The 22,469-nt window shown below is 71.7% G+C and carries 21 protein-coding genes and 1 pseudogene; 10 read left to right on the top strand and 12 right to left on the bottom strand.

Annotated elements, in window-relative coordinates; genetic code table 11:
* The 4 genes from D471_RS0124060 to D471_RS35890 all read right to left on the bottom strand — a co-directional run.
* On the bottom strand, positions 1-1,026 hold a 1,026-nt coding region (locus tag D471_RS0124060; RefSeq protein WP_040690944.1), incomplete at its 3' end, for an MBL fold metallo-hydrolase.
* Between the two features lie 172 nt (positions 1,027-1,198).
* Positions 1,199-2,677 carry a serine hydrolase domain-containing protein gene (locus D471_RS0124055; protein ID WP_017600981.1) on the bottom strand — a complete coding sequence of 493 codons (1,479 nt, stop codon included), beginning with the start codon at positions 2,675-2,677 and terminating at the stop codon, positions 1,199-1,201.
* 231 nt (positions 2,678-2,908) lie between these two features.
* Positions 2,909-4,171, bottom strand: coding sequence for an MFS transporter (locus D471_RS35895; protein WP_017600980.1), 1,263 nt, complete (start codon positions 4,169-4,171; stop codon positions 2,909-2,911).
* A gap of 61 nt (positions 4,172-4,232) precedes the next feature.
* Entirely contained in the window at positions 4,233-4,943 is a 711-nt protein-coding gene (locus tag D471_RS35890; protein ID WP_017600979.1) for a helix-turn-helix domain-containing protein, read from the bottom strand.
* A 149-nt stretch (positions 4,944-5,092) separates the two neighbouring features.
* Between D471_RS35890 and D471_RS0124040 the strand changes: the two genes are divergently transcribed.
* Complete coding sequence (locus D471_RS0124040) at positions 5,093-5,740, top strand: HNH endonuclease family protein (RefSeq protein ID WP_017600978.1); 648 nt, start codon at positions 5,093-5,095, stop codon at positions 5,738-5,740.
* 149 nt (positions 5,741-5,889) lie between these two features.
* Here D471_RS0124040 and D471_RS0124035 read toward each other — a convergent pair whose 3' ends face one another.
* The 3 genes from D471_RS0124035 to D471_RS0124025 form a co-directional block, all read right to left on the bottom strand.
* Positions 5,890-7,422, bottom strand: coding sequence for a sodium:solute symporter (locus D471_RS0124035; protein ID WP_017600977.1), 1,533 nt, complete (start codon positions 7,420-7,422; stop codon positions 5,890-5,892).
* Positions 7,423-7,452: 30 nt separating this feature from the next.
* Positions 7,453-8,631 (bottom strand): anhydro-N-acetylmuramic acid kinase, encoded by a 1,179-nt coding sequence (locus D471_RS0124030; protein ID WP_026128024.1) that lies wholly within the window; start codon positions 8,629-8,631, stop codon positions 7,453-7,455.
* A 218-nt stretch (positions 8,632-8,849) separates the two neighbouring features.
* The gene (locus D471_RS0124025; protein ID WP_017600975.1) at positions 8,850-9,119 is read right to left on the bottom strand and encodes a hypothetical protein; all 270 of its coding nucleotides are present in this window, start codon (positions 9,117-9,119) and stop codon (positions 8,850-8,852) included.
* Positions 9,120-9,245: 126 nt separating this feature from the next.
* Between D471_RS0124025 and D471_RS0124020 the strand changes: the two genes are divergently transcribed.
* Both D471_RS0124020 and D471_RS42020 read left to right on the top strand, forming a co-directional pair.
* Positions 9,246-9,551 carry a YrhK family protein gene (locus D471_RS0124020; RefSeq protein WP_017600974.1) on the top strand — a complete coding sequence of 102 codons (306 nt, stop codon included), beginning with the start codon at positions 9,246-9,248 and terminating at the stop codon, positions 9,549-9,551.
* A 417-nt stretch (positions 9,552-9,968) separates the two neighbouring features.
* The gene (locus D471_RS42020) at positions 9,969-11,828 is read left to right on the top strand and encodes a DNA/RNA non-specific endonuclease (RefSeq protein WP_017600973.1); all 1,860 of its coding nucleotides are present in this window, start codon (positions 9,969-9,971) and stop codon (positions 11,826-11,828) included.
* Positions 11,829-12,075: 247 nt separating this feature from the next.
* Here the strand turns inward: D471_RS42020 and D471_RS0124005 are convergent, their stop codons facing one another.
* Complete coding sequence (locus D471_RS0124005) at positions 12,076-12,621, bottom strand: type 1 glutamine amidotransferase domain-containing protein (protein WP_026128023.1); 546 nt, start codon at positions 12,619-12,621, stop codon at positions 12,076-12,078.
* 132 nt (positions 12,622-12,753) lie between these two features.
* On the opposite strand from D471_RS0124005, the gene D471_RS0124000 reads away from it, so the two are divergent.
* From D471_RS0124000 to D471_RS0123975, 5 genes are all read left to right on the top strand, one after another.
* Positions 12,754-13,311, top strand: coding sequence for a hypothetical protein (locus D471_RS0124000; protein ID WP_017600970.1), 558 nt, complete (start codon positions 12,754-12,756; stop codon positions 13,309-13,311).
* Positions 13,312-13,443: 132 nt separating this feature from the next.
* Complete coding sequence (locus tag D471_RS0123995; protein ID WP_017600969.1) at positions 13,444-13,776, top strand: SCO4225 family membrane protein; 333 nt, start codon at positions 13,444-13,446, stop codon at positions 13,774-13,776.
* 275 nt (positions 13,777-14,051) lie between these two features.
* Positions 14,052-14,846, top strand: a complete 795-nt coding sequence (locus D471_RS0123990; RefSeq protein ID WP_017600968.1) for a sigma 54 modulation/S30EA ribosomal C-terminal domain-containing protein — start codon at positions 14,052-14,054, stop codon at positions 14,844-14,846.
* A 16-nt stretch (positions 14,847-14,862) separates the two neighbouring features.
* A complete protein-coding gene (locus D471_RS0123985; protein ID WP_017600967.1) occupies positions 14,863-15,513 on the top strand; it encodes a phosphoribosyltransferase in 651 nt (216 codons plus the stop codon).
* Between the two features lie 263 nt (positions 15,514-15,776).
* A complete protein-coding gene (locus D471_RS0123975; RefSeq protein WP_017600966.1) occupies positions 15,777-16,457 on the top strand; it encodes a GntR family transcriptional regulator in 681 nt (226 codons plus the stop codon).
* 225 nt (positions 16,458-16,682) lie between these two features.
* On the opposite strand, the gene D471_RS0123970 is transcribed toward D471_RS0123975, so the two are convergent.
* The gene (locus tag D471_RS0123970; protein ID WP_017600965.1) at positions 16,683-17,279 is read right to left on the bottom strand and encodes a TetR/AcrR family transcriptional regulator; all 597 of its coding nucleotides are present in this window, start codon (positions 17,277-17,279) and stop codon (positions 16,683-16,685) included.
* Between the two features lie 176 nt (positions 17,280-17,455).
* Between D471_RS0123970 and D471_RS0123965 the strand changes: the two genes are divergently transcribed.
* The gene (locus D471_RS0123965; protein ID WP_017600964.1) at positions 17,456-18,415 is read left to right on the top strand and encodes an alpha/beta hydrolase family protein; all 960 of its coding nucleotides are present in this window, start codon (positions 17,456-17,458) and stop codon (positions 18,413-18,415) included.
* 200 nt (positions 18,416-18,615) lie between these two features.
* On the opposite strand, the gene D471_RS0123960 is transcribed toward D471_RS0123965, so the two are convergent.
* Both D471_RS0123960 and D471_RS40980 read right to left on the bottom strand, forming a co-directional pair.
* A complete protein-coding gene (locus tag D471_RS0123960) occupies positions 18,616-19,644 on the bottom strand; it encodes an MBL fold metallo-hydrolase (protein ID WP_017600963.1) in 1,029 nt (342 codons plus the stop codon).
* Positions 19,645-19,696: 52 nt separating this feature from the next.
* Positions 19,697-19,969 (bottom strand): hypothetical protein, encoded by a 273-nt coding sequence (locus D471_RS40980; protein ID WP_017600962.1) that lies wholly within the window; start codon positions 19,967-19,969, stop codon positions 19,697-19,699.
* 479 nt (positions 19,970-20,448) lie between these two features.
* Here D471_RS40980 and xylB point away from each other — a divergent pair, with 479 nt between their 5' ends.
* The gene (gene xylB, locus D471_RS0123950; protein WP_017600961.1) at positions 20,449-21,834 is read left to right on the top strand and encodes a xylulokinase; all 1,386 of its coding nucleotides are present in this window, start codon (positions 20,449-20,451) and stop codon (positions 21,832-21,834) included.
* A gap of 421 nt (positions 21,835-22,255) precedes the next feature.
* On the opposite strand, the pseudogene D471_RS35885 reads toward xylB, so the two are convergent.
* Positions 22,256-22,469, bottom strand: a pseudogene (locus tag D471_RS35885) (bile acid:sodium symporter family protein); the annotation flags it as partial.

Genomic DNA, 22,469 nt, shown 5'->3' with positions numbered 1-22,469 from the left:
GGCACCGGCGGCCGCGGCGGCGACGCGGTCGATGCCGATGCGTACCAGTTCACGCTGGGCTTGGGCGACCTGTCCGGTGGTCTCGCCGAGGAGGGTGAGCGGCGCTCCCCAGTCGATCAGCCAGCCCAGCCAGGTGGCCATCGGGCCGTCCAGGGCCAGGCTGACGGTACCGGCCAGGTACGCCTGGACGTAGGCCTTGCGGTTGCGCAGGTCCACGACCCACTCGCCCGCCTCCGGGCGCCGCCGCAGCTGCGTCGGGTCCGCGGTGGCGGGTGGGCGCAGGTCCACCGGTTCGGGACCCGCGAGGTTGGTCACCCCCATGTGGGCGTAGTAGGCGGGGTAGGCGTCCAGTCCCGACAGGGTCTGGGTGACGAACTCCTCGGCGGCCAGGCGCAGCGCCGGGTTGATCTTCCTCTCGCGTCCCACGGTGGAGGCGTCCCCCTCGGCCTGGGCGGCCGAGCAGAAGCTGCCGAAGCCGTGGGTGGGCCACACCTGCGCCCCTTCGGGCAGCAGGTCGGCGAGCTTGCGCGCGGAAGCGTGCTGGTGCCGGGCCAGGGTCTCGGCGTGCTCGTGGCCCAGCAGGTCGGTGCGCCCCGTGGTGCCGAACAGCAGCGAACCGCCGGTGAACACGCCTTCCGCCCCCTGGGGTCCCTCCAACGCGTAGGAGAGGTGGTGGAAGGTGTGCCCGGGAGTGGCGATGACACGCACCCGCATGCGCGGCGAGACCTCCACCAGGTCGCCGTCGGCCACCGGCATTCGCTGGAAGGGCACCTCGTCGGCGGCCGCCATCGCGTAGGTCGCGCCGGTCAGCCTGGACAACTCCAGCCCTCCGGAGACGTAGTCGTTGTGGACGTGGGTCTCCAGCACGTGGGTGATACGCACTCCGAGGCGTCCGGCCAGGGCGATGACGCGGTCGACGTCGCGTTGGGGATCGACCACCAGCGCGACCTCGCCATCGGTGGCCAGGTAGCTGCGGTCCCCCAGCGAGGACGTCTCGATCACCTCGACGTCGATTCCGGACGTCATCGTGGTCACCCCCTTGGCCCGCGACGCGGGCCCGCGCGTCGTGGTGGTCCGACACCTTCCGTTCTACCGTCCCTCTTCGGTGAGCAGAAGTGCGTCCTGGATTCGTGCCCCGTCACCGCGCGCCCCGAACGGTTCTGGGTGCGCTGGTCGCCCGCCTTCTTCGAGTCCCCGCTCAGCGCTGCCGCGTCAAACCCACGACGCGCGCCGTGACGACCACGACGCATCCCAGGGCGGCCGCGGCGAGCAGGACGACGAAGGCCGGGTACAGGTAGGGCACCTGGATCCAGGCCACGTCGCGTCCCCGGTACAGGAACCCGACCACGCGGTGGACCTCCGCCAGGAGCAACGGTGGCAGGGCGAACGGCGACAGCCGCACCACCGTCCGGAGCGGCCTGTCCGACCAGCGCCGCGCCCAACGACCCGAACGCCGCGCACCGCGCCAGGCCAGCGCGACGACACCCGCGGCCAGCGCGAGGAGCGCGGCGTCGAGCCACGGCGACGCGGTGTCCGCGCCCGGTGCCGGCGCCTCCTCCCCCTCCAGTACGGCGATGAGTGCCCCGGCGATCGCCTGGGCGTCCCCGTGGGCCATGCCGGTGTTGGCCATGACCGCGAGGCCGTGCCCGGACTCGGGTAGCAGGGCCTGGTACGCGGTTGAGGTGAACAGGTCGCCGCCGTGCGCGACGACCGTCGAGCCCGACGCGGTCTCCCCGACGGACCAGCCGAGTGCGTAGGAGCCGGAGTTCGGTGACGGTGTGTGCGCCGACGTGACGCTCTCGGGCGTACCGATCCGACCTCCGTTGGGCCCCACTCCGCCGTTGTTCTGCGCGATCAGCCAGGCGGACATGTCCGCGGCGGAGCTGATCACACCGCCGGAGCCGTTGCCGAAGGCGGGCGGTTCGGGCACCGCCACCGGCCGTCCGAGGATCCTGAGGTGTCCGTGCGCGCTGGGCGGCAGGTCGCGTTCGGTGTCGATCGTGGAGCTGTCCGCCATGTCGAGCGGGTCGAAGACGAGAGTCCGGAGCTCTTCGGCGAAGGGCCGCCCGGAGACGACCTCGACGAGCCGCGCGGCGACCTGGAAGTTGGGGTTGTGGTACTCGTGCCGCTCCCCCGGGTCGGCGGCCAGCCGTCCGGTGCGCATGCTGGCGACCGCCTCGCGCAGGGTGTCGGGTTGATCGCGGGTGAAGGCGCGGAACGTGGTGTCGGACATTCCGGAGGTCTGGTCGAGGAGCTGGCGCACGGTGATCCGTGAGGCGCGCGGGTCGGCCATCCCGAATTCGGGCAGGTAGGTGGCCACGGGCTCGTCGAGACCCACCTCGCCCGCCTCGACCAACCGCAACACGGCCGCCGCGGTGAAGGATTTGCTCACCGAGGCCACGGCCATCGGCGTGTGGGCGGTGACGGGTCGGCCCGAGGGAGTGGTGCCGTAGCCCGCGGCGTGCACGGTCTGCGTGCCGTGGGTGACGGCCACCGCGAGGCCCGGGACTCCCCTGGAGCGCATGTGCTCCCGGATGACGGTGTCGATCACCGCCGGGGTGTCGGCGGACGCGGTGTCGGCGGACGCGCCGGGCACGTCCGCCGCGGTGGTCAGGAGGGCGAGGGCCAACGCGGCGACGCCGTGCGCGAAGGCGGGGAACGATCGGAGTACGAACACCCGTGGCACGCTAGTCGCGCGCGGTGGCCGCGACGATGGGGACGACCGCCCGGTCCCGGTGGTGGGGACCCCCGGTCGGGGGTGTGGCCGGCCTCAGGCCGTGGGAGAGCGCCGCCGCGCGTCGCGCACGGGCGTCCAACGTCGTCGACGCTCACCGTGTCACCATCCCGGAACAGCCGGTCAGCCCGCCGGAGGAGGTCGGCACGGGACGGGAGGACTTCGCCACGACGGTCACCCCTCGGCGCTCCCGACCGTGGCGGCCGCGAACCGCCGGAACCTGGGGTGCGCCGTCACGAAGACGGCGACGAGGGCCATGATCACGGTTCCGACGATGACCGGCAGCGGCCCCCACACACCGTAGAGGGCCGTACCGGCGGTCGGGGCGATGACGAAGGTGAGCCCCGTCGTGGCCCCCGTGAGACCGGCGAGTCCGCCCTGCTCCTCGCGCCGGACGAGCAGGGTGGGACCGGCGGTGAACCCCGGCATCGCGATACCGAGGCCGAGCCCGATGAGCAGGATCGCCGCGAAGAGCGCGACCGCCCCCGCGTCGGGGATGAGCAGCGCGAAGCCGACCAGGGCGATACCGCAGCCGACCCGCAGCAGCGTCGGCGGGCTCCAGCCGCTGCGCGGCACGATGCCTCCCTGCGCGACGATCATGCCCACCCCCGCGGCGAGGAGCGCGCCGCCGGTGACCGCGCCGGTGGTCTCCGCGTCGAGGCCGAGCCGGTCCTGGACGAGGAATCCGGTGATCACCTGGATGAACCCCAGGGAGGTGAACATACCGAACCCCGCCAGCAGGAACGGCCAGACACGGGCGTCGGTGGGCCGGACGCGGGCCGGCCGCTCGACCAGCTCCGTGCGCGGTTCCCGGCGCAGCCGGAAGGCGATCAGCGCGAGCCCCAGAACCAGTAGGGCCGGTACGGCGACGAGCGGGGTGGTCAGTCCGAGGACCGACAGCGCTCCTCCGAGGGCGGACCCCGCGACCATGGCGATGCCCTGGGCGGCGCCGACCCCCGCCATGCCTCTCACCCGAAGCGCCTCGTCGGTCGTGACATCGGCGACATAGGCCTGGGCGGTCGGGACGACGGCCGCGATCGCCGTGCCGAACCCGACACCGCGGAAGAGGACGAACAGCGCGAAGAGCGCACCGCCGGTGACGGCCCCGGCCATGCCGAGCACCGCGGTCAGGGCGAACAGCGCCATCGTGACCGCCGCGAGCGCGAACGCGGCGACGAGCACGGGTTTGCGGCCCCAGGACTGGGATCGGCGCCCCCAGAACTGGCTGGTGGCCACGAGCATGGCCGCCGCGGCGCTGATCGTCACCCCGATCTGCCACTCCTGGAGCCCGACCTCGCGCGAGAGCGGGGCGATGATCGGGTTCAGCGTCATCTGCCCGACGAAGGCGAGGAACACCGCGCCCAGGAGGAGGGGGATCTGCGGTCGCGGCGCGTGTTCGTCCTGGTCCGGGGCGGGGGATGGTCGGTTCGCGGTCATGGTGTCCTTCTTCGCTTCCGGGGGCGCAAAGGCCCACTCGACGGGGGGACGGGGGTGGCGGTCACGACGCGTCGTCCCTGCGCGGCGCGTCCTCGGACGTGGGGGCCAGTTCGCTCTCGATGCCGCTGAGGACGACGCGCAGTTTGCCTCGGAACCACTCGATGGGCTCCGCCCGGATCGCGCGGACCATCTCCTCGCGCAACGCGCGTCGGGCGTCGTCGGTGTCGGTCCGCTCCGGCTCCGGGGTGCGCAGCCAGTCGGTCTCCAGTCGCCGCCGCGTGGCCGGCGCGCCCCGGACGGACGCGTCGAGGGCCTCGACGCCGCGCCGGTTGTCCGCCGCCAGGTCGAAGACCAGGTCCACCGCGAGGACCGCGTCGCGGGCCGTGAAGCCGTGGCTCATGAGCGCCGCGCCCACACGGTCGGCGAGGAGGACGATCGAGGGTGGGACCACCCCGCGCGTCACCTCGACGACCGCGCCCGGATACCGCTCCCAGGCGCGCCACGACGCGACCGCCCACCGTTCCAGCATCGGGCGCCACGGCCCGTCCAGGCCCGGCCACTCGCAACGGCGGATCGCCAGATCCAGGCCGAGCCGTACGAGTTCGTCCCGGTTGGCCGCGTGCCGGTACAGCGTCGCCTGCCCGACGCCGAGGCGACGGGCGACCGCCGCGAAGGTCAGATCGGGGAATCCGACGTCGAGGACGGCCTCGGCGATCGCCTCCTCATCGAGTGAGGACGGCCGACCCGGTCCCCGTGTGCGCCCACGCCCCATACCACCCACTCCTCATATAGGTGAGGCTTACCTTAACAGTTTTTGAGAGTGGACTATCAAAATCAGGGGCGAGAAGGTCGCGTGTCACCCCCGGCGGTCACTCGAAGTACAGATGAAAATAACCGAGGGTAATCAACTGAAGGGATTCCATGCGACTCGCACTCGCGGTCACCAGCGCCGCCGTACTGCTGACCACCGTCCTGACACCCGCCACCGCCCACGCCGCCCAGGAGGTGCCGCTCACCGACGCGATCGCCGCCCTGACCGTGGCGACCGAGTCCCGCGACGGCTACGACCGATCGCTGTTCCCCCACTGGGTGGACGGCGACCGGGACGGCTGCCACACCCGCAAGGAGGTCCTCATCGACGAGGCCACCACCTTCCCCGAGGTCGGACCCCGATGCCGTGTCACCGGCGGGGAGTGGGAGTCCTACTACGACGGTCAGACCATCGACGCCTCCCGGACGCTGGACGTCGACCACATGGTCCCCCTCGCCGAAGCCTGGGACAGCGGAGCCTCGGACTGGACCACCGCCCGCCGCCGCGACTACGCCAACGACCTGGACGAGAAGGTGGCCCTGGTCGCGGTCAGCGCCCGCTCCAACCGCAGCAAGGCCGACCAGGACCCCTCCACCTGGCTGCCGCCCCTGGCCGAGGCGCACTGCCGCTACGTCACCGAATGGGTCACCGTCAAGACCCGCTGGGGACTGTCGGTGGACGAGCGTGAGCGCGACACGCTCACCGAGGTCGCCGCGACCTGCCCCGACGCCCTCGTACACACCCGCCCGGCGCCCTGACCCACCGGCCACCACGAAGCCGGCCGGAGCACGCGGACCACGGCCGAAACGCCCCTACCGCCGCGCGGCGCGAAGGTGCCCGGTCGTCACAGGCCCACCCCCGGCACGGAGGTCGACCGGGTCGCCGCGCTGCCCGGGCGTCGACACCGTCAGGCCCGCTCCTCCCCGCCCTCCAACGCGCCCTCCGGCGGGCGTGCGCCACCGGTTCCGTCCCCGTCCGTCCCGGTCTCCGCCGCCGCGTCGCGGTGCCGCAGGGAGAGCAGGGATCCCAGTCCGAGCACGATGGACACGCCGATGGCCGTGTACCAGGTGAACCCGACCAGCTCGCGCTCGAACAGGAACAGCCAGGCCATGGTCGCCACGGCCGCGCAGAAGGCGACCAGGGCGTCGGCCTGGCGCGCCCTGCGCACCCACAGGCCCAGGAAGAACGAGCCGAGCAGACCGCCGTAGGTCAGGCTGGCCACGGACAGACCCAGCTCGACGACCGGGTTGTCGGTACCTGTGAACATCGCGGCGGCCCCGACGAACACCAGTCCCCAACCGAGGGTGAACAGCCTTCCGAGCCGCAGGCCCTGGACGTCGGTGAGCGGCCGACGGGTGAACCGCGCGTACAGGTCGGCCATGGTCGAGGAGGACAGGGCGGACAGCGACGAGGACAGGGTGCTCATCGCGCTCGCCATGATCCCGGCGAGCAGCAGACCCGACAGCCCGGCGGGCATCCCCTCGACGATGAACGCCGGGAACACCTCGTCGGGGCCGGTGAGCCCGAGCCGGTCGACCGAGGCGCCGTCGAAGTGGGAGAACAGCGCCAGGCCCACGGTGAGGAACAGCGCGAACTGGAAGAACACCACGACGCCGCTGCCGATCACCGCCTTTTGGGCGTCGCGCAGGGTACGGCACCCCAGCAGCCGCTGCACGATGATCTGGTCGGCGCCGTGTGAGGCGGTGGACAGCAGCGCGCCGCCCAGCACCGCGGTGACCGTCGCGTACGGCGCGGAGACCGGGTTCGACGTGAAATCGAGGAACCGGGTCTTGCCCGCGTCGGCCGCGACGGCGAGGAAGTTCACGTCCAGGCTCGTGACGATGACGGCCAGTGCGATGACGCCGCCGACCGCGTACAACCCCATCTGCGCCACGTCCACCCAGACCACGGCCCTGATGCCGCCGATGAGGGTGTACAGGACCGTGACCGCCGCGAGCAGGCCGATGATGGCGAAGTAGGACAGGTCCACCCCGTAGTGGGCCAGGACGATCCTCATCGGAATGGCCGCCGCGAACAGGCGCACCCCGTCGGCGAGCAGACGGGTGAACAGGAACGTGACGGCGGCCGTGCCCTGCATGCCGCGCCCGAAGCGTCGGCCCAGGTAGGTGTAGGCCGTCGTCATCTCGCCCCGGTGGTAACGGGGCAGGAGCACGAAGGCGACGACCACACGCCCGACCAGGTAGCCGACCGCCACCTGGAGGAACGTGACGTCGCCCAGGTAGGCCACGCCGGGGACGCTGATCACGGTCAGGGCGCTGGTCTCGGTGGCCACCACCGACAGGCACACCGCCCACCAGGGCAGCCGTCCGCCGCCGACGAAGTAGTCCTTCACGTCGCGCTGCCGGCCCGACAGCTTCAGCCCGAGCCACGCCGAGCACAGCAGGTACACGGCGATGACCGCGAGGTCGACGGGTTGCACTGCGGGCCTCCGGAGGTGGGGGCGGACGGGTCACGCGTCCGACGGGTCGACGTGTAGGCGTTGGGGGAGGGTCGTCGCGGGTTCGGGCAGGCCGAGCGGCGCGTGCCCCGGAGTGAGGCGGCCGGCCACCGGTGCCCGTCGGGCGCCGGTGCAGGCGGGCACGGAACCGGGCAGCCCGTGCCAGGTGAGGAAGCCGATCAGGGCGAAGAGGTAGGCCTCCTTGGCGTCGCCGTCCAGACCGAGGTCGTCGGAGGCGCCGAGCCGCGCCGGGGCGATCCGGGCGGCGATCCGCTCCATGAGGACCGGGTTGCGCACACCGCCGCCGGAGGCGAACACCTCGGTCACCCCGTGGGGGCGCAGGGCGTCGGCGACGGTGACGGCGGTGAGCTCCACCAGGGTGGCCAGCAGGTCGCCGGCCTCGGGCACGGCGACCCGCCGCAGCGCCGCGTCGAGATGGGCGGGGCCGAACAGCTCGACGCCGGTGGTCTTCGGGGGCGTGAGGCGGTAGTACGGCTCGGTGAGCAGGTGCTCCAGCAGGGCGGGGTTCGGGCGACCGGACCGGGCGAGCGCGCCGTCGGTGTCGAGGTCGGCGCGTCCACCGGTGATCCGTCGCACGGCGGCGTCGATCAGGGCGTTGGCCGGACCGGTGTCGAACGCCACCGGAGGGGCTCCAGGCCGGACGACCGTGGCGTTGGCGATGCCGCCGAGGTTCAGGGCGGCGACCGGTTGCGCGCGTCCGCCCAGCAGCAGGACGTCCAGCAGACCGGCCAGGGGCGCGCCCTGTCCGCCCGCGGCCACGTCGGCCGCCCGGAGGTCGGACACGACCGGAAGGCCGGTGGCCTCGGCGATCCACGCGGGCTGGCCGAGTTGCAGGGTCCCGCGCGCCGCGGTGTCCTCCACCCAGTGGAACAGGGTCTGGCCGTGGGAGGCGATCAGGTCGGCCCGGCCTCCGGCGAGTTCGTCGACCCCGCGCCGGGCCGCCTCCGCGAACTCCTGACCGATACGGGTGTCGAGCCGGCAGACGGCCTCCAGGGTGGTCGCTGCCGGGGGCAGGGCGTCGCGGATGGCGCGGCGCAGGTCCGCCGAGTAGGCAAGGGTGCGGTGGCCCAGCGGGGTCAGGCGCACGAGCGGGCCGTGCAGCCGCAGGCGCGCGGCGGCGACGTCGATGCCGTCGGCCGAGGTTCCCGAGGACAGCCCGACGACGATCATGAGGCGAAGGGCCGATACGGACGTGGCCGGGCCACCCGCCCCGGACCACTGGACCATGCGAACCCGCGAACCCGCCCGACGCCCATCCACACCTCCGGCCGCACACCGCCTATCAGCGGTATACCTCGTGTCGGCGCCGCGTCAATCCCCCGCCCCGTCCGAAGACGCCGACACGGCGGGCGCGAGCCGGGTCACCGCATCGCCCCGGGGCACCGGACCTACCACCGTATGAGCGTGAGGAACCGTACGATCAACCCCACGAGGAGCGATGCTCCAGCCCAGAACAGGGCGGTCATCAGCCCGTCAGCGGAGTCGAACGGCCCTCCGCGGGATGCCTCCCATTGGTCCAACAGGAACGGCACGAGGGACAGGGACGGCCTCTGGATCTGGTCCCAGTTCTCGTAGGCGCCCCGACCGTTCAGGATCAGCAGGATCCCGAGGGTCATGAGCACCAAGGACAGGACCAGACAGATCAGCGCCCAAAGCACTCCTTACCAGCCCCGCCCGCGAGGAGGGAGCGGCGAAACGACGACGTCCTCCGGGTAATTCGGGTGCGCACCCGGGTAGGTCCGTCATCTGTACGCGGGAAGACGAACACCGCCTCGGGAGGCGTCATGTCCGGCCCCCACACGAAGAAGACGTTCGACGTACGGATCGGCCGGCACGAACTGGTCATCCGGCAGCGCTACGAGGCGGCGAGCATCTCCAACGACATCCTCATCGGCCTGTGGTTCGTCGTGGGCAGCATCATGTTCCTCTCACCGGCCTGGGCGACCACGGGAACGTGGCTCTTCCTCATCGGCAGCGTTCAGATGCTCATCCGTCCGGTCATCCGGCTGTCCCGACTGGTCCACGTCCGGCGCATCCGCTCCCGCTCCGGAGTGGGGCCGGCTTCCCACGAGGCCTCGATGGACTTCTAGGCCCCGTTTCGCTTCGGCCCGTGTTCGGGCACCCGAACGGCACTCCCTGAAAGGTGACCGTTCCGGAAAACGGATCCGGGAGGTCATCTCCAGGCCTCTCCGGCGAATCCATCCCAGGGGCTCGGCCAGGAGCGGCCAGGAGGCGTGCGGCCCACCCTCCCAGCCGAGCCGGTCATGTGTGCCAAGGCCGTGGGAGCTGGCGGTGACGGGGACGCTCTCCAACGCCAGGACGTGCTCCGTCGGGGCACGGGACACCACCGCAGGGCCATCCCCCCACTACCACGCGTACCCTTGTGAGACACTGAATCACTTATGTTCTATTTATGTAGAGTGTCGGCTTTTGTCGGAGTTAGCCTGGTGGAGGCGAGCAGAAGTTCCCGCCGAATCCTGTGTCGGATTCGCTGAGGAGATCCTCCCATGGCTACCGAGAACGAGTACACGTCATCTGAGGGCGCCCCTGACCAGAGCGAACTCATCGCCGCCCTCAAGAAATTCATTCGGACCCAGGGAGAGGGCTACCTGAGGGATCCGAACGTCTCCTCCATCGGCATCGCCCGCAAGACGACGGACAGTCGGCCGGAGGGGGAGATCGCGCTCCAGTTCACGGTCGGCAAGAAGGCCCAGCCGGAGCAGCTGGAGGCGCTGGGCACGAAGAAGCTCCCTGAGTCGATCACCGTGGACGGCGTCGAGGTGCCCACGGAGGTGCTCCAACGCAGCTACGAACCGCAGTTCCGGGTCGTGGCCGAGGCTGAGAGCCCGACCCGCCACAAGCGTCTCGACCCGGCACTGCCCGGTGTGAGCGTCGGACACGTCAACGTCTCGGCGGGCACCATCGGCTGCGTCGTCTTCGACAGGCACGACGGCACTCCTTACGTCCTGAGCAACTGGCACGTACTGCACGGGGCGTCCGGCGAACCGGGCGAGGACGTCGTGCAACCGGGCCAGGCCGACGACCCGCACATCGACCGCAACCGCCTCGGCAGACTGGAGCGCTCCCACCTGGGGTTCTCGGGGGACTGCGCGGTCGCCACGGTCGAGGACCGCCGTTTCGACGCGGACATCCTCGACCTCGGTGTCGCACCGGAGGAGCTGGGCGAGCCGGAGATCGGTGACACGGTCGTCAAGAGCGGCCGGACGACCGGGGTGACGCACGGCGTGGTCCGCAGCCCCTTCAAACTCGTCCAGATCGACTACCGCGGTGTGGGTCCCCGGAACGTTCTCTGCTTCGAGATCGGTGTCGATCCGAACATCCCACCCGAGAACGGTGAGATCAGTCTGCCCGGCGACTCGGGCTCGGTGTGGATGTTCAAGGACCCCGGCGGCCGACCCGGCAAGGTGCTGGCGGGCCTCCACTTCGCGGGTGAGAGCCGGGCGGATCCGGACGAGCACGCGCTCGCCTGCCTCCCCCAGCTGGTCTTCGAGGAGCTGGGGATCACGCTGCGGCCGCCCGTTCCCGAAGCGGTGGAGGTGCTGGAGGGGTACAACCCCAACTTCCTGAGGGCACGTGTGCCGGCTCCGCGGCTCGACCCCAGGATCGAGCACGACCTGTTCCGGCTCGGGGACGCCGACGACATCCCCTACACGCACTTCTCCCTGGCGCTGAGCAAGTCGCGCCGCTTCGCCCTCTGGGTGGCCTGGAACATCGACGGCGGTGCGCTCAAGAGGCTCGACCGCAGGGGGATCCCGTTCTCCAGGGACCCGAGGATTCCGGATGAGGCGCAGGTCGGCGACGAGCTGTACAGGGCCAACCGGGTCGATCGAGGACACCTGGCGCGCCGGGCCGACCTGCTGTGGGGCAGCCTGGCCGAGGCGAGGAAGGCCAACACGGACTCGTTCTTCTTCACCAACATCGCTCCGCAGATGGACGACTTCAACCAGAGCAGCCGAGGCGGGCTGTGGGGACGGCTGGAGGACGCCGTATTCGAGGGCGTCAAGGTCGACGACCTGAGGGTGAGCGTGTTCGCGGGGCCGGTCTTCCAGAGCGACGACCGGCTGTACCGCGGAGTCCGGCTGCCGCGCGAGTACTGGAAGGTGCTGGTCTTCTCCGACCAGGGCGAGCTCAGGACCACGGCGTTCCTGCTGACGCAGAACCTCGACCAGCTCGAGGCCCTGGAACTGGACGAGTTCCGCGTGTTCCAGGTGACCCTGAGCGAGGTGGAGGAGCGATGCCGCCTCCGGTTCCCGGATCCCTTGCACGAGGCGGAGACGCTGGCCGTACCCGAGGCGCTGGCGCAGCGGGCTCCCCTGGAGAGCCTGTCCGAGATCCGGTGGAGCTGACGGACCCGCCGTGTCCGGGCCCCGGCCCACCGCGCCGGAGCCCCGCCTCCCGTTCCCGGGCCTGCCGTGATCGCTCACCCGCGCCGTCGACCCGTTCCCGGCCTAGGGCGACGAACACTCCTCCACGGTGACGTCGTGCCCCGCCTCGAGGAGGCGTTCGGGGACTGCCCGACCAAGGTAGCCCAGGACGAGGACACCGATGGTGGGAGGCGTGTTCATGTGTTCCCCCGACACCGTGGCCCCGCGCCTAGGCGTGCTCGACTTCCCTCACCACACGGTCACAGAAGGCGGGCAGGTCCCCGGGGTTGCGGCTCGTGGTCACGCCCTGGTCCGTGACCACCTCCTCGTCCACGACCACGGCACCGGCGTTGCGCAGGTCGGTGCGCAGGCTCGGATACGAGGTCAGGGTCCGGCCCCGGGCCACGTCGGCCTCCACCAGGACCCATGGCCCGTGGCAGATCGCGGCGACCGGTTTGCCCCTGTCCACGAAGCCGCGCACGAAGCGCATCGCGTCGCGATCCCTTCGCAGGTGGTCGGGGTTGACGGTACCGCCCGGCACGACCAAGGCGTCGTAGTCGTCGACCACGGCCTCCGATACCCGCCGGTCCACGGTGAAGCGGTCGGCGGGCTCGATGTCGCCGTTCATCGCCTGGATGGCCCCCGGGTGCAGCGAGACCAGCTCCGTCTGGGCGCCCTTCTCCTCCAACGCCCTCCTCGGCTCGACGAGTTCGACCTGTTCCACTCCGTCCGCCGCCAGTATCGCGACCCGGCGGCCGGTGAGCGTGCCAGTCATGCTCTCCCCCTCGGCTCGACCCACGGGCGCCACGACCGTACTCGGCGCCACACCTGCGGCCCTACCCTCCGGCGACCTCCTCAACGCCCACGCCGACCGGACGGGGGACGGGACGGGCGCTAGTGTCGTCGCATGGGCGCGCTCGAATTCCAACTGGTCCTGCTGCGCAGGATGGCCGACTTCCAGCCGGAGCTGGTCGAGGAGGCGGTGCGCAAGCTCGGCACCACCACGACCGCGATGCGCGAGGCCAACCGTCGTTGGCAGGCCATGGCACGGGGCGGACGCGGTTCCGGTGGCCCGGTCCGCCGGTTCACCACGGTTCTCGGTCCCGCCCCGTCACGGCGCGACATCACCGCGGGAGGCATGTCGTGCGAGGCCCGCCAGTGGCCGGTGCCGCTCTGGCCGGACCTGCGCTTCGAGGTGGTCACCGCCCCCGGCGGCGCCCTGGTCCAGGAGTGGCTCGTGCGGGCCCCTCGAGTACCGGTGCCCCCGCTGCGCGGTGTCGACGACCTCCGGCCCTGGTCGTTCGTCATCGACGACGTCGCCCGCGCGCTCCCCTCCACACCGTTGGAGGGCACCGCCCCCTCGCGTTGGCGACTGCTGCTCACTGACTCCGGCGGCGGCCGTCACCTCGCCGACTTCACCTGGGGCCTGTTGCAGGAGGTCACACCGGTCACGCCCGCTGACTGACCCCGACCGGGCGCCCGGAACCGACCGGTGATCCGTGGTGGGCGGTGACCCCTCCGGCTGAGCACGAGTACTCACGACACGGGCGAGGCCGCCCGGGAGCATGGGACCCACCGCCTCTACACAGGAGCACCCGTGAGAGCCCGATTCCTCATCCGCCTGACCTTCACCAACCCCGTCTCGATGATCTACCTCGGGCTCGTCGGCGTCTCCGCCGCGGTCGCCACGGCCGTCACGGTGTTCAGCGAGGATCCCGGATTCATCTGGGTGTGGCCCGCCCTGTTCACCTTCCCCGCCTTCATGGTCGTGCCGGTCATCGAGGACGCGGTCTGGGGATGGGACGCACCCACCTGGTTCTTCCTCGGCGGGATCGCCGTCTGCGCCCTGGTGCAGTCCTTCCTCCTCGGAGTGCTCCTGGAGGCCCTGCGCGGCCTCCACCGGCGGCTCACCCGTCCGAACCGGAGCTGAGGCTCCAGGACACGTGCGCCCCGCGGACGGCGGCGCCGACCGCCCAAGGGAGCCGACCGGGGCACCGAGCCCTGGTCAGGAGGGCCCGCGTCCTTCAAGCTGGAAGGAGAGGGCGGGGTGAGGAGGCGCGGTCCGCACAGTCCAAGCCGTGGACCGTGGACATCCGTGTCGAGGACGTCGCGAAGCCCGTCCAGGGGTGTTGACGCGACCGTGGGAACCGCTGGTCCCGGCCTCCTCGGCTCCGCCGGACGCCGATCCGCGAAAGCGAGGGTGTCATGAACCGGTCGACGACATGGGCCGCCCCCGAGGTGGCCGTGGAACACCGGGGAGCGGTGTCGCGGGACTCCGCCGACCACGCCCGCTCGACGATCGCCGCGGTGTTCGGGCACGCGCCCGAACCGGTGCTCTTCGCCCGCGTGAGACTGACCATGGCCGCCGGCCCGGCGGTGGCGCGCCCGGCGGTCGCGCAGGCCAACCTGGACGTCAACGGCCGCCTGGTGAGAGCACAGGTGGCGGGTGCGACCATGCGTGAGGCCATCGACCTGCTCCACGACCGATTGCTGGTCCGGCTCGACCGGGTCGGTCGGCACTGGGAGGCCCGCCGCGGTGGTCGGCCGACGGCGGGACCGCACGAGTGGCGGCACGGCGCCGAGCCCACGCACCGCCCGGAGTACTACCCGCGTCCGATGGAGGAACGGGAGGTGATCCGGCACAAGTCGTTCACGCTGGCCGCGGAGAGTCCCGACGAGGCCGCATTCGACATGGAGACGCTGGACTACGGCTTCCTGCTGTTCACCGACACCGAGACCGGGCAGGACAGCGTCATCTACCACTCAGGCGAGGGGTACCGGCTGGCCCAGGTGGCCCCGCGTCCCCGCCGCGAGGGCACGAGCGCCGTCCCCTTGACGGTCAGCCCGCATCCGCCGCCGCGGATGGGCGTTCGGGAGGCGATCGACCGGTTGGAGACCACCGGGCTGCCGTTCGTCTTCTTCCTCGACGCACGGACCGGACGGGGCAACGTGCTCTACCACCGCTACGACGGCCACTACGGCCTGATCACCCCCGCATAAACCCGGGGAGGACACGATGACGGAGTTTCGCGACCGCGCCGACGCCGGGCTGCGCCTGGCCGAGCGGCTGGGTGACCTGGGCGAGGAGGACGTCGTCGTGCTGGGGCTGCCACGCGGCGGCGTGCCCGTCGCCTTCGAGGTCGCCCGGCGGTTGCGCGCGCCCCTGGACGTGATCGTGATCCGCAAACTGGGCGTTCCCTACCAGCCCGAGCTGGCCATGGGCGCGATCGGCGAGGGCGGCGTGCGGGTCGTCAACGACCAGATCATCCGCATGGCGAACGTCAGCGAGGCGGAACTGGACGGGGTGCAGCGACGTGAGCGGGCGGAACTGGACGCGCGGGTGGAACGGTTCCGCCGCAGCCGGTCCGGTGTTCCGCTGACCGGCCGGACGGTCGTCCTCGTCGACGACGGCGTGGCCACCGGAGCGACCGCGCGGGCCGCGTGCCAGGTGGCTCGCGCCCGGGGCGCCGACCGGGTGGTGGTCGCGGTGCCCGTCGGGTCCCCCGACTCGATCGCGGACCTGCGCCGGGTCGCCGACGAGGTGGTGTGCGTCCATGAGCCCGAGTTCTTCCACGCCGTCGGTGAGTGGTACCAGGAGTTCTCCCAGACGCCGGACGAGGAGGTGGTCGAGCTTCTGGAGCGCGCCGCCCGAACCGACCTCGGTTGAACTCCCCGCGCGCGGGAGATGCGGCGGGCGATGAGGCGCACACACCTTTGAGGGGCGAATTCGAGGGGCGAAAGCGGAGCGGTGTATGGACCGCGCACACTCGTGGAGGAGCACATCATCGAGGGTGCGGACCGCATGATCGAGACAGGTGAACAGCGCAGCGCCTGAGTGAACAGGTCTCCCACGGGACCCCATCGGGGACACGCGACAGCCGCGATATCATATGGAGAACTTCATATGAAAACAAGAATCGGTGAGGTGGCATGACGACCGTGGGCAGCAGGGCGCGAGGCCTCCCCGAGGAGGTCGCCGCCTATGTTCGGGAGCTCATCCTCTCAGGCAAGGTTCGCCCCGGGGAGTTTCTACGACTCGAACCGATCGCCGAGGCCGTGGGCGTCAGCAACACGCCGGTTCGCGAAGGGCTCCTCGCGCTGCGCAGTGAGGGCTTCGTCAAGCTGGTCCCCCGGCGCGGCTTCATGGTGGAGACCTTCACCGCCGAGGACGTCCACGACATCTTCTGGGCCCAGGGCAAGCTGGCCGGTGAGCTCGCGGCCCGCGCCGCGAAGCGGATCACCCCCGAGGAGATCGCGCGGCTGGAGGAGATCCTCGACGACTACGAGAAGGCCGTCGAGTCCGGTGACGAGGAGCGGATCGGCGCCCTGGGCCACGCGTTCCACCGCCAGGTCAACCTGGCCGCGCACTCCCACCGCCTGGCACTGATCCTGGGTTCGATCGTGCAGCACCTGCCCAATCGCTTCTATGCGGCGATCGAAGGCCATGTCGAGGCCACGCGCCAGGACCACCGCAAGATCATCGAGGCCCTGCGCTCGGGCGATACCCGGGAGGCGCGCAAGCTGACCGAGGGCCACCTCCAGGAGAGCACCAAGCACCTGGTCGAACTCCTGCGGCAGCGCGGCCTCTGGGACGGCCGGGAGTCCGCCTGACCGGTCGGCTACGGCAGTCCGAGCGCCTGCGACGAAATGTGGTTGAGCACCGCGCCGTCTCTTGGGAGAAGCGCGTNCGCCCCTCACGCGGCCGCCGTCTCAACCGGCGGGACGGGCTGCCCGGGAGCGGCCTCGTTTCCGACGCGCGAACCGCAGGCGCATAGTGGATATCTAATGTGCTTCCCCCTCAGACAGGGGCTCGGTCCGGTGCGAGCCGCGGTCAGGTCAGGATGACTCCGGTCGCCGCAGCCCCCGGAGCAGCAGGTCAACCAACCGGCGAGGGTCGTAACGGGCGTCGCTGTCGTGCCCGATGCAGAGGTTGCCGATGCCGCGCATCAGCTCGTAAGCCTGCGTACCGGGCCTGATCTCCCCGGCATCGACCGCGGCGTCGAGCAACCCCGCGCAGACGGGCACCAGGCGGTCAAGGAAGTAGGCGTGCAGCGCGTCGAAGCCGCCGCCGTCCGATCCCAGTGCGTTGGCGAGCCCGTGCTTGGTGACCAGGAAGTCGATGAACAGGTCGACCCACTGACGGAGCGCCACGAACGGGGAGTCGGCGCCGGCCAGCAGCCGCGGTCCCGCCTCAGCGCACTCCTCGACCTGGTGGCGGTAGACGGCGACGACCAGATCCGCCCGCGTCGGAAAGTGGCGGTAGATCGTCCCCATCCCGACACCCGCCCTGGCCGCGATCTCACGGATCGGCGCGTCGACGCCGGAGGAAATGAAGACCGCCGCGGCGGCGGCGAGCAGTTTCTGCTGGTTGCGCCGCGCGTCGGCTCGCTTCCCCCGGGCGGACGCCTCCCCGGACTGGTTCGGACCGGACACCACGTTCTCCTCCCACCGCCGACACAGCGGAACACTACTCCGTTTACAAAACGGAGCGTTGTTCCGTATATTAAGCGGAACATCGCTCCGCTTTTGCGGTCGATGGACGCTCCTCGACCCCACCCTCCGCACGCCCCGCGACCGGCGACGGAGGCCACCGAAGGGAACAACGCCCCATGCGTGAACCGACGCACACAGCCGACGCCCCGAGCTCGCCCGCCGCCGTCCTCTCGATCAGCCCGGTGGTGCTACCGACCCCCGGGCGAGCCGTCGACCTGGAGGTGCGGGTGTCGGCACCCATGACGGGGAGCGACCTACCGATCGTCCTCCTCTCCCACGGCCAGGGATCCTCGAACCACCTCTCCTCGCTGAACGGCTACGCACCGCTCGCCCACCACTGGGCGGCGCACGGGTTCGTCGTCATCCAGCCCACGCATCTGAGCTCGCGGAGCCTGGACCTGGATCCCGACCACCCCGAGGCGCCTCTGTACTGGCGATCACGGGTCGAGGACATGATGCGCGTCCTCGACCGACTCGACGCGATCGAGACCGCCGTCCCCCAGCTCCGCGGACGCCTGAACCATGACAGGGTCGCCGTGGCCGGGCACTCGATGGGCGGGCACACCGCGAGCCTGCTGCTGGGCGCGCGGCTCACCGACCCCGACGACGGAACGGAGGTGAACCTGGCCGACCCCCGGATCGGGGCGGGTGTGCTGCTCGCCGCGCCCGGCAGGGGCGGCGACGCCGTCACCGGTTTCGTGGCCGAGAACTACTCCTTCCTCCTGACCATGGACTTCTCCACGATGACCACACCCGCGCTCGTGGTCGCCGGTGACAAGGACGCCTCGGCCCACCTGACGGTCCGGGGGCCGGAGTGGCACACCGACCCGTACTTCCTGGCACCGGGCCCCAAGTCCCTCCTCACCCTGTTCGACGCCGAGCACGGGCTCGGCGGGGTCTCCGGATACGACGTCGCCGAGACCACGGACGAAAACCCCGAGCGCGTGGCCGCGGTCCAACGGCTCACCTCGGCCTACCTCCGTTCCGAACTCCGCCCCGGGGACACCGCCTGGCGGGAGGCGTGCGACGCGCTGACCGCCGACCCCCACCCGCTCGGACGAGTCGAGTCCAAGTAGGTCCCCGTGTCCGGGCGCCGCCGAACGCGTGGGGCCCGGACACGGCGATCGGCCACTGGCGCACGTGCCCTGGAGCAGAATCGCCCCCTCGCGGACGGTGTGTGTTGCCAGGATGAGCCGAATCGACGGAACCCGCGCGCGAAGCCGCGCGGCTCTCAAGACCACGCGGCATTCCGGGGTCCTCGCACGGCGCCGCGGTGTCAGCGCACGCGCGCGTACCGGTGCGTTCCGTCGGCCGTCTCGACCGTGGTCCGCCCCCGCAGAACGAGGACGTCCAGGTGGGCGACGGTCTCGTTGACCGCGAGCATCCTGTTGACCGCGTCCAGGTCGCCGAACGGCACCTCGCGACGGGTCCAGGTGAGCCTGCGGGCCACGCCGAACGCGTCGTTCGCACCGTCCCCGAGGGCCGTGAGGGTCGCACACAACCGGTCCTCGTGGTGCGCGAGCAGCTCGGCGACACGGGCGTGCACGCTGTCGGTGACCGGACCGTGCGCGGGCAGCAGACGGGCGTCGGCGTACCGGGTCATCAGGTGCAGCGAGTCCAGGAAATCAGCCAGCGGACGGCCACCCGGATCGGCCGGTTCGAAGCCGACGGACGGCGTGATGTGCGGTAGGACGTGGTCGCCGGAGAACATCAGCCCACGCCGTTCGTCAAGGTAGACGACGTGCCCCCGGGTGTGGCCGGGGGTCGGCACGACCCGGAGTCCGCCGCCCGGAAAACGCAGCGTCTCCTCCCCCAGCCAGTGGTCCGGGGCCGCCCAGTCGCGGGGATCGTAGTCGTCGGGGTAGAGGGGTCGGACCTCCTCTGCCAGGGCGGTCGCTCCCGCCTGGCACAGGGTGCGCAGGAGGAAGGACAGCCCGCCGCGCCGCTCGTTGAGCAGTTCGAGGCCGCGGCGCTCCCCGGCTCCGAGGTGGACCCGGCAGCCCAGTGACCGGCGCAGCTCCACCGCGTGGGTGTAGTGGTCGCGGTGGACGTGGGTGACCAGGATGTCGCGGATCTCGGTCAGGTCGCGGCCGATGGCCGCCAGTCCCTCCTCCAGAGCCTGGCGTGCCTCGGGGGTGGCCCATCCGCTGTCGACCAGGAGGAGACCGTCGTCCTCGGCCAGGTCCTCCAGCACATAGACGTTCACGGCGCGCAGGGCGTCACTGGGCAGTGGCAGGGGGATCCGGTGTACCCCCGGGTGGAGGGTCTCCACCCCGGGCTCGGCCCACGCGCTTCGGTCGATCATGGTCGTCCCCTCACTGGTGATGCGCGGTGCACGGTGGGATGGCCGGTGGTGGTCAGCCGTGAACACTGGTGCTCCACTCGCCGACGCGCACCGGGTCGATGGACCCGACCCCGTTCAGGTCGTCGTCGACGGGGACGGCCGCGCCCTCGGCCCGGCGGGCGCTCCGCATCAGCACGAAGACCAGCGGCAAGGCGGGGAATCGGCGCGCGACCGCGCCGCCGTGTGCGCCGAAGGCGGCGAGGCACTCGACCGGTACCGTCCGCGGGGCTCCGCCGAAGGCGCCGATGAGCGTGCGCACCGGGCCGGCGATGGCCGGTCGCCGCATGGCTCGGTACCCCTTTCCCGAAAACAATCGAAACCATATAAAATAAAATATCTGATTTCCGTTCCACGGGCAAGACCCGCCTGCCACGGACGCGGCCCGGCCACACCGACGGCCGACACGACCGGGCCACACCGCGCGGAGGCGGTCAGGATGGCGCGGACCACTCCCCCCGTACCGCCCTTCCGTCGCACCGGGCGCAGGACGGATACGAGTTTCCCGGCCGGCGCCAGGCCCGGGACAGCGGCCACGATGTCGGCGGCGTTCGTGTCCGGAACGCTCCCCGGCCTACCCCCGGAACTCGGCGACCGGCTCGCTCGTCCGTGGTCATGGTGCTCTCGGGTTTTGGCGCGCAACCACCGGCGTCTGTCCGGCCCCCGGGAAAGCCCCACGCCTGGGACCGAAGCGGCGAACGGGGTAGGAACTTCGCGTGCCACAGGGGTGATCGGCTCCCCCTCCACCTCCTCACACCCGGAGCGGAAATGGCCCTGGTCGCCGGAATCGACAGTTCGACGCAGTCCTGCAAGGTCGTGGTCCGCGACGCCGACAGCGGCGCGGTGGTACGCGAGGCGCGTGCGCCGCACCCCGACGGAACCGAGATCCATCCCCGCGAGTGGTGGTCGGCGCTGACCGGCGCCTCCTCCGGGCTGCTCGACGACGTGGCGGCGGTGGCCGTCGCCGGGCAGCAGCACGGAATGGTCACGGTGGACGGCGAGGGGGAGGTCGTGCGCCCCGCCCTGCTGTGGAACGACATGCGCTCCGCCGGGGCCGCCGACGACCTGGTGGCCGAGCTCGGCGGTCCCAAGGCCTGGGCGGACGCGGTGGGCAGCGTCCCCGGGGCCAGCTTCACCGTCACCAAGCTGCATTGGCTGGCCGAGCACGAGCCCGGGGCCGCCGCACGCGTGGCCGGGGTGATGCTCCCGCACGACTGGCTCACCTGGCGGCTGACGGGCGGCGTGGGCGAACCTACCACCGACCGCGGCGACGCGTCCGGCACCGGATACTGGTCGCCGCGCCAGGGCGTCTACCGCACCGACCTGCTCGTCCGCGCGTTCGGACGCGAGATCTCCGTGCCGCGTGTGGCCGCCCCGAACGAGGCCGTCGGACACACCTCCTCGGGCGCGCTCGTCGCCCCGGGCACCGGGGACAACATGGGCGCGGCCCTGGGGCTGGGCCTGCGGGCGGGCGACGCCGCGCTGTCCCTGGGTACCAGCGGCACCGTGTTCACGGTCAGCGACGAGGCCACCCGCGACCGCACCGGCACGGTGGCCGGATTCGCCGACGCCACCGGACGGTTCCTGCCACTGGTGTGCACCCTCAACGCCGCGCGCGTGCTCACGGCCACCGCGGCGATGCTGGGTGTGGACCCGGCGGGACTGGACGAGCTGGCCATGGCCGCCGAGCCGGGCGCGGGCGGCGTGGTCCTGCTGCCCTACCTGGACGGGGAGCGCACACCGGTGCTGCCGGACACCGCCGGTTCGCTGCACGGCCTGCGCCGGTCCACCATGCGGCCGGAGAACATCGCGCGCGCGGCGGTGGAGGGCATGCTGTGCGGGCTGGCCGACGGGCTCACCGCGCTGACCAACGCCGGGGTCCCGGTGGGCCGGGTACTGTTCCTGGGCGGCGGCGCCCGGTCGGCGGCGGTACGCGCGATCGCGCCCACGATCCTGGACGTGCCGGTGGTCGTGCCCGCACCGGCGGAGTACGTGGCCCTCGGCGCGGCGCGCCAGGCGGCGTGGGCACTGACCGGGTCCGACCAGCCTCCGGAATGGGACACCGCCGAGACGGGCCCGAAGACCGAGCCCGCGCCGGTGCCGCGCGTGCGTGAGCGCTACGCGGCCGTCCGGCGGGCCGTGCACGGGGTGTAGGCGCATGCCCCCAACCCGGGCTCAGCGGTAGCGGCAACGGGGGTGACCGGTTCCCCACGCCATCCGGGGTCTGGGGCACCGACCGCGCGGGCGCCGTCGGACCGCGCCGCCGCAGGAACCCGGGGCCGCTCTGAGCACGATCGGCGGACCGGACATCGGCCCCTCGGGAGGGAGCGGGACGGTCACGGACGCGTGGGGATCGCACGCGGCGGCGATCAGCACGAACGCGAGGATCCAGGAACACGGGACCGGGAGCACGCGGCGTCGCTCGGGCATGGGACCACACTGACAAGCGTCGGAGCCTCCCGTACACCACTCGCCCGACCCCGAATGTCCACTTCAGGCCACACCCCGCGCGCATGGAATCCCGGAACGGGGGGAACGGCCAGCGTTCCGCCGCACCCCCCGAACCCCGCGGCGGTCACCCGATCCCGGTGACGTCCGCCTCCGATCGGGCGGCCGTGTCCTGCGGCGGGCGGCGCGCCCACAGCGTCGCCACGGCCGCGCCGGACATGTTGTGCCACACGGAGAACAGCGCTCCGGGAAGCGCGGCCAGGGGCGCGAAGTGCGCCGTGGCCAGCGCGGCGGCCAGTCCGGAGTTCTGCATACCGACCTCGACGCTGACCGCGCGGCGC

The organism is Nocardiopsis lucentensis DSM 44048, assembly GCF_000341125.1.
In the GTDB taxonomy this organism is placed as follows: Bacteria; Actinomycetota; Actinomycetes; order Streptosporangiales; family Streptosporangiaceae; genus Nocardiopsis; species Nocardiopsis lucentensis.
This window is presented reverse-complemented; position numbering and strand designations above follow the sequence as displayed.

Coding starts and splice junctions, on each gene's coding strand:
- D471_RS35895 (WP_017600980.1), bottom strand. CDS start 4,171: ATGACCGCGAACCGACCATCCCCCGCCCCGGACCAGGACGAACACGCG.
- D471_RS35890 (WP_017600979.1), bottom strand. CDS start 4,943: ATGGGGCGTGGGCGCACACGGGGACCGGGTCGGCCGTCCTCACTCGAT.
- D471_RS0124040 (WP_017600978.1), top strand. CDS start 5,093: ATGCGACTCGCACTCGCGGTCACCAGCGCCGCCGTACTGCTGACCACC.
- D471_RS0124030 (WP_026128024.1), bottom strand. CDS start 8,631: ATGATCGTCGTCGGGCTGTCCTCGGGAACCTCGGCCGACGGCATCGAC.
- D471_RS0124020 (WP_017600974.1), top strand. CDS start 9,246: ATGTCCGGCCCCCACACGAAGAAGACGTTCGACGTACGGATCGGCCGG.
- D471_RS42020 (WP_017600973.1), top strand. CDS start 9,969: ATGGCTACCGAGAACGAGTACACGTCATCTGAGGGCGCCCCTGACCAG.
- D471_RS0124005 (WP_026128023.1), bottom strand. CDS start 12,621: ATGACTGGCACGCTCACCGGCCGCCGGGTCGCGATACTGGCGGCGGAC.
- D471_RS0124000 (WP_017600970.1), top strand. CDS start 12,754: ATGGGCGCGCTCGAATTCCAACTGGTCCTGCTGCGCAGGATGGCCGAC.
- D471_RS0123990 (WP_017600968.1), top strand. CDS start 14,052: ATGAACCGGTCGACGACATGGGCCGCCCCCGAGGTGGCCGTGGAACAC.
- D471_RS0123985 (WP_017600967.1), top strand. CDS start 14,863: ATGACGGAGTTTCGCGACCGCGCCGACGCCGGGCTGCGCCTGGCCGAG.
- D471_RS0123975 (WP_017600966.1), top strand. CDS start 15,777: ATGACGACCGTGGGCAGCAGGGCGCGAGGCCTCCCCGAGGAGGTCGCC.
- D471_RS0123965 (WP_017600964.1), top strand. CDS start 17,456: ATGCGTGAACCGACGCACACAGCCGACGCCCCGAGCTCGCCCGCCGCC.
- D471_RS0123960 (WP_017600963.1), bottom strand. CDS start 19,644: ATGATCGACCGAAGCGCGTGGGCCGAGCCCGGGGTGGAGACCCTCCAC.
- D471_RS40980 (WP_017600962.1), bottom strand. CDS start 19,969: ATGCGGCGACCGGCCATCGCCGGCCCGGTGCGCACGCTCATCGGCGCC.
- xylB (WP_017600961.1), top strand. CDS start 20,449: ATGGCCCTGGTCGCCGGAATCGACAGTTCGACGCAGTCCTGCAAGGTC.